Genomic DNA, 13652 nt, shown 5'->3' with positions numbered 1-13652 from the left:
GATATTAGTGTTGATGAGCGAGATTGGCGTTTTTAGCAATCGTCCGTTTGCGTGCACGATTGAACACAATGATCCCCGCGCCAGCTAAGAGCAATAAGCCAAACAGATAGGCGGTTCGTTGTGCGGCAATAATATTAGCTGCAGACTGACCGATAGCTGTGGTTGTTCGATGACCTGCATCAAACGAAAGGTGAACATAGAAGGTTAGTGTTGAAAGCGTAGTTCCCAACACGAGTCCGAATTCACGCATTAATGAGTTAATCGATCCTGCCATCCCACGGTCGGCGGTTGAGACACTTTGCATGATCAGCGTGTTGTTTGGTGTGCCGAAGACAGCCGTGCCGATAGCGATCAGTGCTGAAACACCGATGAAGACGATTGGTTCAACATGACCATTGCTGAGCACTAGGCCAATCTGAGCCAGCAGAAGGATGATTAAGCCAGCAGCCATAACACGCTGTTTGTTGAATTTATCCGTTAGTGTGCCGGCAATAGGGTTTGCTACTAAAGCGACAATCGGTGAGGCCATTAGTAGCAAACCACTGACTTGACTGGAATACTTCAACACGATTTGCAGGTAGATTGGTGCCAACAATGTGAAGAAGTAACCGACAACAAAGCTGATCAATGCGGCAACAACGTTTTGCGTAAACGCGTTGTTTTTAAGCAGGTTGAGATTTAATAATGGACGCGCTGCCCGACGCTCGTGATAGACGAACACAGCGATCATCGCAAAGAAGATGATCAGGCCAATAGTGGCCCACAGCGGATGGGTCATGATGACACTGGATGCAACGAAGAAAGAAATGGCCAGGATGATCAAGTCACCGACGCCCAACCAATCTACATTTGGCCTGGAAAGTTTGCCAGGTCGTGGAAAGATAAACCATTCGGCAAGGAGGCAGATAATACCCAGCGGAACGTTGATCCAGAAAATGTAACCCCAGGGGAGGAAGGCCAAAATGAGTCCGCCTAACCCTGGTCCCGCAAGTGATCCTAATGAGATGAACAAAGCTTCAATGCCAAGTGCACGTCCCAGATACTGTGGTGGGAAAGTATCCGTTACGATGGCATAGCTGTTAGCCATCGTCATACTGGCACCTACAGCCTGAACAAAGCGACCGAAGAGGACAAACGGTAAGTTGATTCCAAAACCTGCCAGTCCTGAGCCAATCAGGAACAGTGCGGTGCCAATTTCAAAGATGAATGGTCGACCGAGCTGATCGCCAAGTTGACCGAAAAATAGTAACAACGCACTGATGGTGATGAGGTAAATGCCAATAATTGTCGTTGTTGCGTTTGTTGAGACGCTCAAATCTCTTGCAATGGTCGGAATGGCGATGCTAACGATGCTACCGTCAATGATGACCATGAAGAAGAATGAGCCAAGAATACTTAAAATAAGCCATCTTTTAAGCAACGATTCCACTTCCTTTCTTTCACCTTTTTTAAACAGGATTGCGTAAAGTGAATGGGGGAAGGTGTTTATTCGCCGTCTTCATCGAGTTCACGTTCCAGTTGGCGAATCTGTTGCTCGAGATCCTTGATGGTGTCCCGAACTTCATCCAGCGTTAGACCCTCTGAGCTGTAGCCCTTGTAGTAAGCAGTGACGTAATCGTTGTCTTCGAGACGTTGCAGTTCATCGCGTAATTGGCCTAAACGTTCAACGTCATAATCGTACTTGTCTTCGTTTAACATGATGAAGCCTCCTCGGAATTGTGTGGTTTCAAACGGAAAATAGTGAGCGGAGTAGGGCAGACGGTGCTATCCCAATGGCTGTGGTGCCGGTAATTGCCGACGTTTGCCCTCACGAACCAGAACCCAGTCGTCAAAATTCCACTCTTCGGTTGAACGGCGGGAGAGCAGGTAGTTCCAGCGGGAGTCGCGCTCGACTTCAACGATTTGTCCGCCAGGTCCTACAGAAACCCAGTTATATGAGCCATTGCGGTGTGAGAATTTGACCCAGAGAATTGGTGTTTGAACGGTTCGGCCACCGTCTGTGAAGGTTCGTGTTTGCTTATCAATGCGCATGAAGCGCAGATGGCGAGCAAAGTTCGGATCAATCGATTCAAACGTTTGCTGTGCAATCTGTAATGCTTCTTCGCCGCGTGGCAACGGTGCGTCACTATCGATACTAAAGTTGTTGTAGCTTAGTAGCCGACCATCGTTGCCGAAGATAACGGTGACGTGGGCATTGTTGGGGATGATTTTGCCAGCTCGTTGATAACGAATTACTGTTACCGTTTTGTGGTTGCGTGGCCGCAAATCACGGGCAACTTCCACGAAATCATCTGGTAACGTCAACATCTTGTTTGGTTCATGGTGAATATCAACAAATTTTGTCATCAGGTATGCCTCCTTAATTACGTTAAACTGACGGCAATTTGGACTAAGGACTCTGTAAACGCGTCCACCTGTGCTGCAGATAGGGCGCCTAAACTTTCCTGATTAATGTGGGCTAACACATGTTTAAGAGCTGGAATCAAACGAGTGCCTTTGTTGGTCAAACTGATATTCCAGGATCGCTTATCATCTGTGGCCCGTGTCTTTTTGACTAGTCCCAGCCGGATCAGTTCATCCAAACGACGCGTCACGTTGCTTGGACTGAGATAAATTTGGTGAAATAACTGATCCTGTGTCATTTGTCCTACCAAGTTCAGTTTTAAGAGGAAATAGTAGTTACTGGCGGTTAGTTGAAGTGGCATGAGTTCATTATTTAACTGCATTTGCAACTTACGAGAAACGATATTGAGTTGTGCTAAAATCCCGTCATCTGTTGCCAGCATTGGTTTCACCTTCCTTACCTTTTTAGTGTCTAGAATTATAAGACCAAAGATTTATTTGCGCAAGCAAGTAAATATCAAAAACTTCGCAAATACAAATCTTTTTGTATTTGGCGATGTTCAGTTTACTTATTAAGTCAGTTAATGATTCATCACGCCCTGATGGGACAGCTTCTGACGGTTTTCTATTTGGATAGCTAGCCGGTGCTGTTTTTAACAAGGTTGATTATGGCGTTGAAATTGGTTTGTTGATTTAAAAGTTTCACAGTAGGGGTAACCACTTGACCGCACCCCCATTGTTAGTTTTATAGTTAAGGCGAGTACACAACAACTTTTGATTTGGAGGAAAAACTATGAAACAACGCAACATTGGCGGTACCGACTTTAAGGCATCCGCTGTCGCATTGGGAATCATGCGAATGGAAGCATTATCCGCTGACGATGCTGCTAAAACGCTAGACAGTGCGTTTGACGCTGGCATCAATTACATTGATTCTGCTGATATTTACGGGATGGGCAATTCTGAAAAGGTCTTCAAACAGGCCTTAGCTAAGTCATCTGTCAAACGTGATCAGCTCTATATTCAATCGAAGGGTGGGATTATTTTTGATCCTGCTCGCAGTCATGGCAGTTTTGTGTTTGGCCAACGTTATGATTTTTCAAAGCAGCACTTGATTGAATCAGTTGATGGTATCTTGGAACGGATGGGCATTGATTATTTAGATGCCTTTCTGTTGCACCGGCCAGATCCACTGATGGAGCCTGACGAAGTGGCAGCTGCTTTCGATGAACTGCAGGCGTCTGGTAAGGTGCGTCATTTTGGTGTATCAAACTTCAATCCTGAACAAATTGAAATGTTGCAAGCAGCGACGAGTCAACGTTTGCTCATTAACCAGTTACAGTTCAGCATTATGCATTCTGGCATGATCGATGAAGGTTTGCATGTCAACATGACGGATGATCGCAGTGTGATGCATGATGGCGGCCTGTTGGAATATTCACGTCGTAAGCATATGACCGTCCAGACATGGTCACCATTCCAGTATGGTTTCTTCGACGGAACATTCATTAATAACGATAAGTTCAAAGAGTTAAATGACAAACTACAAGAACTGGCTGAAAAGTACGATGTTTCTAAGAATGCTATTGCCACAGCCTGGATTTTACGTCACCCAGCTAACATGCAAGTGTTGTTAGGTACAATGACACCTGCGCACATTATTGATAGTGCAAGAGGTGCCGACATCGATCTCACTAAGCAGGAATGGTACGACGTGTACTTTGCGGCGGGAAATGATTTGCCATAGGAGAGCGTGACTGGCCCGTTTTTGAATCCGAGCAATAACGGGAAATCGTCATTGTACAAGCGTTGTTGGCTTGTGCGATGGCGATTTCTTGTTATGCACAGGATTCGGGGTCAGGATCGCGTTTTGGATATGTAGTAGCAAGGACAGCACGGATTCTATGGGGAGTGAGCGCGTTTTAGATACATAGAAATGGGTGCGTCACATAACGGTCAGAGACAGGATAGCGTTATATCAATAAGCGCAAAATAAACCCCCATCATTCGCCAATAATGATGGGGGTTTGACGACGCATTTCAATTTCAATGTGATAATACTAGCGTTGTTATGGAAAAGCAATCATTAGGATGATCATTGATTGACATCCTTGGACGACATAGAAAGGCTTTTACTCTTTAAGGGCCGCCAACGTTGATTGTTGAAACTTTGCTAGGATTTCATGAATTGTTTCTATAGACTCCCTTTGTCCGTTACTCAGCCATTCACGCCAAATTGCGTAGACACCAGCGCTCATGAACTTAACCCAGTAGGTTTGTTGGGCAACGCTGATATCCTTCCAATTGATGGTCTCCTTATAGAAAGTGGCCATGTTTTCGTTGAACACAGTTTGAATAATGGGTTCAAATCCACGTTTGGCAGCCAGATTAAAAGTATCAGTCATGTCCGTAAAAAATTTTCCTAATGCTGCAATTTTCTGATCCTGTGGCGTGTTGGTCATAATGTCATTAAAGCGTGCGTCAATCTGCGGTTTAAAATACGCGATCAGAACATCCGCTAGTGTCTCAAAGTTTCGGTAGAATGCCATGCGACTGACGCCGGCTCGGCGGACGACCTGAGCGATAGTAATCTCAGCTAGGTCTTTAGTTTCCAACAGTTGTAGTAAAGCTGTGGTGAGATATTCTTGCGAGTCCTGTTTGATTTGTTGCGCATGTTTGGTGGCTGCCATTACAATTCTCCTATTCTGTCACAGATGCCCGTTTTTGGCTTGTTTAGCTATAAGAAACACTCTACAATTCTTCTACAGATGTTACAAGTATAACGTAAGCGGAGGAATTCAAAAATGGATAAGAAATTAGTTGTTGTTACAGGTGGTAGCGGTTTTATCGCTGTTCATATTATTTTGCAATTATTGCAGCAGGGTTATGCGGTTCGGACAACTGTTCGATCAATGAAGAAGACAGACTTAATCCATGAAATGTTAGCAAAGGGTGGTGTGGCGGATTTTAGCGACTTGGCGATTGTTGAAGCGGATCTCACGAATGATGATGGTTGGGCCGAGGCTGTAAAGGGTGCAACCTATGTGATCCATCCCGCATCACCAACGCCAACATTAAACTTTAAAAATGAAGACGAAATGATTCGTCCGGCCGTGGATGGCGTGCTTCGCGTTATGCGTGCCTCACGTGATGCTGGGGTCAAACGTTTTGTATTGACCTCTGCTTATGGTGCGATTTTTGCCGGTCACAAGAACCGAACCACGCCATACACCGAAAAGGATTGGACAGATTTGTCGGCCAAGAATATTCATCCTTACCAAAAGTCTAAGACAATGTCTGAACACGCGGCGTGGAATTTTATTAACAGTGAAGGTAATGGGATGGAACTGGCCACGGTTAACCCAGTTGGTGTTATGGGTCCCGTGTTGTCCTCAGATTACTCACATTCAAACATTCAAATTCAAGATTTATTAGAAGGTAAAATCAAAGCTGTACCAAAGGTTGATTCCGGTTATGTTGATGTTCGTGATGTCGCTAGTCTGCATATTTTGGCGATGACATCACCTAAAGCCGCGGGTGAACGTTTCTTAGCAACGACGGGTGAAACATTGTCGATGTTGGATGTTGCCAATATTTTACGGGAGGCGTTCCCACAATTTGCGTCAAAGCTACCAACGAAGACAACGCCAAACGCACTGGTGAAAGCTGCTGCACTGACTAATCCGATGTTGAAAATGGTGGCGCTACTAGTTGGACAGTATGCCGAGACAAGTAACGAAAAGGCAGTCACCATGTTGGGCTGGCATCCACGTTCAGCACGTGAGGCAATTATTGCCACTGCACAGTCAATGATTGATTTGGGAATTGTGAAAGCTTAATTTAAATAGCAGTGAAAGACGGAATCCGGATAAGATTTTGTCTTTTTTTAGTCTGGCAAACATTGCGCTATCAAAATGCGTATGTAAATGTGTAAGAACCTAAATTACTCGACGTAAAAAGACTGTTCCACGATATTTGAGCTTGGGTGTAAACTTGTAGCACACGATTAACTCGGAAAATAGGAGACCATTATGAAATTTTTGCACACGGCTGACTGGCATATTGGTAAAAAGTTGCATGGTTTTGATTTACATGAAGAACAGGACGATGCGTATCAACAAATTTTACAAATTGCGTTAGCAAATAAAGTCGATGCGGTCGTTGTTGCAGGCGATTTATATGACCGATCATTGCCCAGCGAAGATAGTGTCAAACAACTGAATCATATGTTGATTGATTTAAATTTGACTAATCATTTTCCGGTTTTGGCAATTAGCGGAAATCATGATAGTGCCACACGTTTGCATGTCGGCAGTGAGTGGTATGCCCAAACCAATTATTTCTTAAATACCGAGTTGGCGGATGCATTCGAGCCAGTTGAACTGGGCAATACGCAGTTTTTCTTGTTGCCTTATTTTGAACCGTGGCAGGCTCGAAACGTGTTTGAAGACGATAGCATTAAGACGGTTGAACAAGCGATGACATTGGTCGTAAATCGTCAACAAAAAGCGTTTAAGGCAGGGATGAAACACGTCCTAATCGCGCATTTCTTTGCCGCGGGCAGTAGTCAAACGGACTCTGAAACGAAAGTCGTTGTTGGTGGGCTTAATGCGGTGCCACTGGATTTGTTGGGTGCATTTGATTATGTTGCACTTGGGCATTTACACAATCATCGAGCGCTAACTGACGACAAGATTAAATACAGCGGCTCACCCGTCAAGTTTTCACTGTCCGAGGCTGACGAGCAAAAAGGCGTTTGGATTGTGGATACAGATGCCGGAACAACAACGTATGTACCAATTAAGCCATTACGGGATGTCGTTAACTTAACGGGTTCTTTCGAAGAATTAACCGATCCGGAAACGTATGACAAGCTAGACCGCGATGCCTATTATGGCGTGACATTGACAGACAAGGCCATCATTCCAGATGTAATGAATCGCTTGCGTCAGGTTTATCCACGAATCGTTAGTTTGGATCGACAGAACGGCCGCGATGAGCTACCGACTGTCCAAACGGTGGACCCAACCTTGGCACCAATGGCGTTGTTTGGAAAGTTCTTTGAGCACGTCAATGATGACGAAATGAGCGAGCAACAACAGAAGTGGGCTGAACAAGGCCTGCAGGAAGCTGAACACGAGGATTAACATGCGACCATTACGAATTCGCTTAGTAAATTTCGGGCCCTATAAGGACCAAACAATTGATTTTGAAGATTTTAACGACGCACCACTATTTCTGATTAGTGGCAAGACGGGTAGCGGTAAAACAACCATTTTTGATGCGATGTGTTTTGCGCTGTTTGGCCGTTCATCTGGTGGTGACCGCAATCCCGATGAAATGCGCTCGGACTTTGCTGACCAAACGGAAGAGACGTTTGTAACATTCATTTTTGAACATCACGGGCAACAATATGTGATCAATCGCAAACCTAAGCAGACGCTTGCTAAAAAGCGTGGCACGGGGACAACTGAACAAGTTGCCAGCGTAGATCTGACCGTTACTGATCGCGATGGCAAAGAACAAAGCTGGACGAAACGCGGAACAGTGGATCAGAAACTATTTGATTTACTCCATCTGACGCCGGCACAATTTACTCAGATCGTCTTGTTGCCTCAGGGCCAGTTCAGACATTTTCTTGAGGCAAACAGTAATGATAAGGAAGCTTTGTTGGCCGATTTGTTTGGGACCGATTTATACAAACGCTGGGCCAACAATTTAAATGATCAGCTAAAAGCGATGCGTCAGGCCTCAAAAGATCAGAGTACGCAATTGGCGACGTATGCAAAAATGATTAAGTGGCAAGATGACACAGAAGTCCCAGTCGCCGATGCGCCGGCAACAGACATTTTGGCCGCTCTGATTCAGCAAAATGAAGCGATGAAGCCGGAGTTAGCACGCAGGCGGCAAGTAAATGACAAGGAATCAGCCCGGTTGAGCCAATTGACGACCCAGGTTAAAACAGAAGAAAGTTTGTTAGCTGTCTTTAACCAACGTGAGCAAGCGCAATTGGCACTGACCAAGCTCAATCAGCAGACGGCTGATATAGAAAAACTAACTGCGCACATCAAACAGTTGGAGTGGGTTCAACAAACTGTGCCACTGCGAGAAAAGGCAGTAGAAACGAAACAACAGGAAATGCGGACCACGGAACGACTGACCTCGACTAAGACTAGTTTGACCACCGCTCAACAGACATTGACTGACGCTGTAGCAGTTGTCGAACAATTAAATGCGCAGAAACCAGAAGAGGTCAAACGGCAATCTGAACTGACACGCCTAAGACAAGTGCGACCGTTGTTTGAAACTGTGGCGACGTTGAATAAACGGCAAGTGGCACAACAACAGCAGTTAAAGACAGCTCAAACAAACGCTGAGCTAATTGCTAAGCAACTCAGTGAACAACAGCAATTACGCGATCAGCTGGATCAGCAACTCACGACACTGCAATCATTGGACGCTAAGCAGTTAACGGTTAGAGATCAACAGCATGCGTTAAAAACGTTAACTGATCAACAAGCTGACCTCGATCAACAACAACACGCGTTGCAAATGCGACATCAACGAATAGATAAAACAGCGCAACAATTGGCTGAACTGACCGCCAAGCAAAAAGATACGGCGGATCGTTATCAACAGTTAGATCACGATTGGACTGTCGGGCAAATTCAGCGTTTGAGTGCGAAATTGGAAGATGGTGAACCCTGTCCTGTATGTGGTTCTACAGAGCATCCTAAGGTTGCGGTAGCAACAGTCACAGCTGTAACCGAAGATGAACTGAAGGAAGCGGATAAACAGCGACAAGACATAAATCAGCGTGTCGCTAATGTTACAGGACAGCTCAATGAATTAAAGGCAGCGCAAGAAAAGGATCAGTCTGCTTATGAGGAAAACGAGTTAAGTTGGGCTAAACGTATTGATCAGCTAACGAACCAGTCAGTGGTTACTGATAATGCCCGCGATGTATTGTCACAATTTAGGCAACAGTTAGCTAACATGGTTCAACAACTGAACGATGCCCTGGAACACCGTACGCAACTCCAGCAACAATTATCCGTCATCAAACCGCAGTTAGAAACGTTGACTGCCCAGCGTGATGAGGCCAACAAAAAGGTACAACATGTGCAAACGGAATTGACTACCGTGACGGCACAACTTGAAGACCGTCGTCATGATCTTCCAGACCAATTCAAAGATTTAGCTTCCTTAGATGCGCATATTAAGCAAGTTGAACAGGCGAGTCAGGCTTATATAGAGCAGACGACCAAACAACAGGATGACCAAAATAAGGCACAACAGAACGTTACACAATTACAAACTCAGGTAACGAGTCTGACTCAGAATCAAGCTGAACAGCACAAGACTGCCACGGCCGCCCAGCAGACATTTGATGAGGCATTAAATAAACGGCGTCCCGTTGTGGAACTGGAAGCGTTTAATCAATTGGCAAATGAAGTTGATGAACTTGATGAGCAAAGAAAAGTTCATCAACGTTTCTTAACAGATAAAAGTCGTGCTACTGCGCAAGTTGAGACACTGACGAAACAAATTGGTGACCAAACCAGGCCAAATGTGGAAGAAACTGTCAAAGCCCGTGAAGTACAGACTGAAAAGCAACGGACTGCCCAGCAAGCATTCTATGACTTTCAACAGGTGGTTCAAAGTAATGAAGATGTGGCGACCAAGATGAAGACGTTAATGGGTGAAAGCCGTGAAGCACAACAGCAATTGGCCGAAATGGCTGAGTTAGCTGACACTGCTACTGGTAGAAGCGATATGCATCTGAGTTTGGAACGGTATATTTTACAAACTTATCTTCAAAAAGTGCTGACAGTGGCCAATGTGCGACTGGCCGTACTGACGAATAGACGCTATCAATTCCGTTTGGATACGTCGGCTGGTTCGCGGGCCACAGATACTGGGTTAGAGATCAACGTATTTGACGATCAGGCTGGCAAAGTCCGTAGCGTGCATACCTTGTCGGGCGGCGAAAGTTTTATCGCAGCATTGTCACTGGCCTTAGCGCTAGGCGAAGTCATTCAAAGCGAAGCGGGCGGAATCACAATTGAAGCACTCTTTGTGGATGAAGGCTTTGGTTCACTGGATGGCGAGGCTTTGCAGATGGCGATGGAAGCTTTACAGACCATTGAAGGTAATAATCGGATGATTGGTATTATCAGCCACGTGACAGAAATGCAGGAACAAATTCCGGATCAACTGCAGGTTGTTTCGTTAGCGAATGGGCAGAGCACGATTAAGTATCAGCATGAACTGTAGTTAAAGATATTTCCTGGGAAATAAAAAATCGACCAATTTGAGAAAATTGATCGATTTTTTGAATTCTATTTGAAGAAAATTGATTTAAAAAGAAGGATTACGCCTAGATAACCATCTTTTTCACTTTGCATGATACCAGCCCACATTCCTGAAATCATATCATGAATAGACTGCGTTATGCTCGGAATAAGCAGAAATGTTAAACAGAGTCCGCCGATTATTAACGTTTTCTTTGACAAGATTCGATTCATTTGTGTCCAGTTGATTGTACAAAGGAGCCAAATCAATGTAATGATGAAAGGCAATTCTAACCAATCACGAAGGTTACTAGCAGACATGTGCAGTGCCAAGCCAATCAAGTACCCAACAATTGATAGGCCTGTCACACTAAGAACAAATTTGCTTAGTCTTGATAACGGTTCTGGCTCGTGTGACTCAAAGTTGTGAATCAGCTTGTCGTCGCCCTTAATTAAATCATCTAATGATAAATCAAAAAGTTCACCGAGCTTAATGACATTCGTGAAACTTGGTAACGCAGTGTCACTTTCCCATTTCGAAATAGATTCACGCGAAATATTCAAACGTTTAGCCAGATCAGCTTGTGACCAATGTCGTTGTTCACGTTGTTGCTTGATTTGTTGACTGATTTTCATACGCTTCGCCCCCTCAATTTCTCCTATGACCCAAGTGTAAAGAGTATTTCGCGGAAGAGGTAGGACTTTATAGTTACATCAAGCTGTTATTGACATAAAAAATTAGTTAACTAGGAAATTGTTAAATCAACATTTGTGTCGGCGACTGGTACTGTATTGACCAATAGCTCAATGTGATGCACCCCAGCATATAACGTGCGGGTGGTAAGCTGCTTCCACTTTATTGAGAAATGCCCGTTTATCGCTTGTTGTGATTTTAAGTTGACACGTTTGATAAAGAAATCCTTGGCAGATGTTTGCTGGTTCTTCTTAACATAGTGTACGCGGTAACCGAGATAAAGTGGTGAATCGTTCTTTGTTGAATTCGTGATCTGATAAGTAAAGTCAGAATTTTGATTTAGGGAAACGGTCGGTGAGGATGTTGTTAACGAGACGGTTGTCAGTAATGATGCATCACGTTGGCTGTAGCCTAGTAGTGCTAATACATCCGGATTTCCCGCCTTAAACAGCGTTCGCAGGGCTCGGTTAATAATCCAGTCCGTCGTTTGGGAGTCATGCCAGTGTGTCTTACAGAAATCGATGACCAACTGGGGATGATCTTTACTAATGTCGTTTAGGTTATTAGCGACGCTTTTTTGAACGTACGCGCTTTGATCGTGAACTAAATTTTCCAGAATCGGGAAAATTGGTGTTGGATCTTCCACAAACTGTTTGAGACGAATCCCCCAGGGCAGACGTGGCCGAATGCCTTCGCTAGCAAGGCGACGCTGATCTTCATTTTGACTCTGAGACCAAGTGACCATTTGCTGAATTGTTTGTTCTGGTGAGTCGACTAGAAAGGGACGGATGGCAAATTCTGCCGAGGATGTTTCGGTCAGAACGCCCAGTGTGCTCATGGAGGTTTGCCAATCGTTGCGGCCATAAAGCGCCACGTAGTTTGGCAGACATAGTGCGGCAAAGCCGGTAATAGTTGTACTAATATCACACAGAATACCGGCAGCCTCTGTAAAGTCGCTTGGTAACTGATGATGCAGCGCCCGTGTGATTTGGTCGCGACGTTCCATTAACTTGAGTGCCGGCCATTGCTCATCAACCGTGTCTCGAATAAATGTCGGAACATCAAATGTTGAATAGTGTTGTGTAATCGCTGTGCCTAGCTGGGTTAAGAAAGGTGTTGAATATACATCCTTTAGAGCATCTGCCATGATTCGTCCTCCATAAAAAGTTGATTATATTCTGATTATCATACAGTACAAAACATGACACCCTTTGTCAGGCTTTAATAATGAACCAAACATTTCTGAATTTCATCTTTCATTCGCTGCCGTAGTGAGCTTGGTTGTACCACGGTTAAGTGTGATCCAAAAGACAACAAGTAAGTAACTAACCAGTCATCGTCATTCATCTTTGTGTTAACCAGATAGTCACCGTTTGATTGTTGCACAATTTGATTTGTTGGAAAGGCTTCAAACAAGCGGTACTTCAAGACTGCATCCGCGTGCAACTGAATGTCGATACGGTTGGATGCGCTAGACTGTTGAACAGAATGGTTAGTTAACCACGGTTGTTTGCCATCTGCCAACGATTGTTTGTTCGTCACGCGTAGATGATCAATTCGTGACAGTTTAAAAAATCGGTCTGCCCGACGCTCTACTGAGTATCCCCTTAGATACCATGCTTTATCTTTAAAAATGACTTGGTAGGGAAACACTTCACGGGTCAAATATTCATTTTTAGCGCTTAAATAATTAAACGTAATTAGTCGAGAATGAATAATCGCATCGCGAAGCTTAGCTAGTGTGCTCTTTTGGTTACGTGAGTCAGACCATGTCGATGGGTCGATCGTAATCCAGGCAACGGGCTGTTGATGAAATAGAGCGGATAACTTTTCGACTGTTTCATTGTTATCGACACCGAGGTTTTTTAAGCCATTCAGAGCGGCTAAAATAGTCGTTTGTTCCTGCTTATTAACGATTGTATTATCGATTTTATATTCCGGCAGGAGGGCAATACCACCATTACGACCTTGTAGGACATAGATAGGGACACCGGCGGCCGACAAGTCGTCGACATATCGGTATACGGTTCTGACCGAAACATCCAGTTGCTCAGCTAGAGCCGGCGCAGCGACTTTATTATGGTTCATTAGTAGATAAATCATTTGGAATAATCGATTGGACTTCATGAGATTTGGCCCTTCTATAGAGGATAGGCGTTATTAATCTGCGTTAAATTGACTGCGATAACGGAGACGAATAAAAGTAAACTTGCTCAATTAAGTTTGCTCTTTTTTGGAAAACATGACAGTCTATTGTCAGGTTTATGTTGGTAAGCTGAATTCAATCAGTAAGGCAGCGTGCGTTTGACACTAAGCCATTT

12 protein-coding genes are annotated in these 13652 nt (G+C 44.4%); 4 read left to right on the top strand and 8 right to left on the bottom strand.

Going from position 1 to position 13652, the window contains the following annotated elements; all coding sequences use genetic code 11:
• Nucleotides 1–4: 4 nt before the first annotated feature.
• The 4 genes from G400_RS14700 to G400_RS14695 all read right to left on the bottom strand — a co-directional run bounded on the left by G400_RS14700 (nucleotide 5) and on the right by G400_RS14695 (nucleotide 2786).
• Nucleotides 5–1429 (bottom strand): MFS transporter, encoded by a 1425-nt coding sequence (locus G400_RS14700; RefSeq protein WP_049973571.1) that lies wholly within the window; start codon nucleotides 1427–1429, stop codon nucleotides 5–7.
• 56 nt (nucleotides 1430–1485) lie between these two features.
• Nucleotides 1486–1698 (bottom strand): hypothetical protein, encoded by a 213-nt coding sequence (locus tag G400_RS0106835; RefSeq protein ID WP_017261358.1) that lies wholly within the window; start codon nucleotides 1696–1698, stop codon nucleotides 1486–1488.
• Between the two features lie 66 nt (nucleotides 1699–1764).
• Nucleotides 1765–2346: a hypothetical protein gene (locus G400_RS0106830; protein ID WP_017261357.1), complete on the bottom strand. Its 582-nt coding sequence runs from the start codon at nucleotides 2344–2346 to the stop codon at nucleotides 1765–1767.
• Between the two features lie 17 nt (nucleotides 2347–2363).
• Nucleotides 2364–2786, bottom strand: a complete 423-nt coding sequence (locus G400_RS14695) for a MarR family winged helix-turn-helix transcriptional regulator (protein WP_017261356.1) — start codon at nucleotides 2784–2786, stop codon at nucleotides 2364–2366.
• 350 nt (nucleotides 2787–3136) lie between these two features.
• Here G400_RS14695 and G400_RS0106820 point away from each other — a divergent pair, with 350 nt between their 5' ends.
• Nucleotides 3137–4090 carry an aldo/keto reductase gene (locus G400_RS0106820; RefSeq protein WP_017261355.1) on the top strand — a complete coding sequence of 318 codons (954 nt, stop codon included), beginning with the start codon at nucleotides 3137–3139 and terminating at the stop codon, nucleotides 4088–4090.
• Between the two features lie 385 nt (nucleotides 4091–4475).
• On the opposite strand, the gene G400_RS0106815 is transcribed toward G400_RS0106820, so the two are convergent.
• Nucleotides 4476–5033 carry a TetR/AcrR family transcriptional regulator gene (locus tag G400_RS0106815; RefSeq protein WP_017261354.1) on the bottom strand — a complete coding sequence of 186 codons (558 nt, stop codon included), beginning with the start codon at nucleotides 5031–5033 and terminating at the stop codon, nucleotides 4476–4478.
• Between the two features lie 114 nt (nucleotides 5034–5147).
• Here G400_RS0106815 and G400_RS0106810 point away from each other — a divergent pair, with 114 nt between their 5' ends.
• From G400_RS0106810 to G400_RS0106800, 3 genes are all read left to right on the top strand, one after another.
• A complete protein-coding gene (locus G400_RS0106810; RefSeq protein ID WP_017261353.1) occupies nucleotides 5148–6182 on the top strand; it encodes an SDR family oxidoreductase in 1035 nt (344 codons plus the stop codon).
• 192 nt (nucleotides 6183–6374) lie between these two features.
• Nucleotides 6375–7490 carry an exonuclease SbcCD subunit D gene (locus tag G400_RS0106805; protein ID WP_017261352.1) on the top strand — a complete coding sequence of 372 codons (1116 nt, stop codon included), beginning with the start codon at nucleotides 6375–6377 and terminating at the stop codon, nucleotides 7488–7490.
• Nucleotide 7491: 1 nt separating this feature from the next.
• On the top strand, nucleotides 7492–10620 hold the full coding sequence (locus G400_RS0106800) for an AAA family ATPase (RefSeq protein ID WP_017261351.1): 3129 nt from the start codon (nucleotides 7492–7494) through the stop codon (nucleotides 10618–10620).
• Between the two features lie 65 nt (nucleotides 10621–10685).
• Here the strand turns inward: G400_RS0106800 and G400_RS15715 are convergent, their stop codons facing one another.
• The 3 genes from G400_RS15715 to G400_RS0106785 form a co-directional block, all read right to left on the bottom strand.
• The gene (locus G400_RS15715; RefSeq protein WP_017261350.1) at nucleotides 10686–11273 is read right to left on the bottom strand and encodes a helix-turn-helix domain-containing protein; all 588 of its coding nucleotides are present in this window, start codon (nucleotides 11271–11273) and stop codon (nucleotides 10686–10688) included.
• Between the two features lie 110 nt (nucleotides 11274–11383).
• Nucleotides 11384–12478 (bottom strand): DNA alkylation repair protein, encoded by a 1095-nt coding sequence (locus G400_RS0106790; protein WP_017261349.1) that lies wholly within the window; start codon nucleotides 12476–12478, stop codon nucleotides 11384–11386.
• A 74-nt stretch (nucleotides 12479–12552) separates the two neighbouring features.
• Nucleotides 12553–13458: a helix-turn-helix transcriptional regulator gene (locus G400_RS0106785; protein WP_017261348.1), complete on the bottom strand. Its 906-nt coding sequence runs from the start codon at nucleotides 13456–13458 to the stop codon at nucleotides 12553–12555.
• Nucleotides 13459–13652 lie beyond the last annotated feature (194 nt).

Source organism: Furfurilactobacillus rossiae DSM 15814 (assembly GCF_000428925.1).
In the GTDB taxonomy this organism is placed as follows: Bacteria; Bacillota; Bacilli; order Lactobacillales; family Lactobacillaceae; genus Furfurilactobacillus; species Furfurilactobacillus rossiae.
Note: the sequence above shows the minus strand (reverse complement) of the source record. Positions and strands in the feature narration are given on the sequence as shown.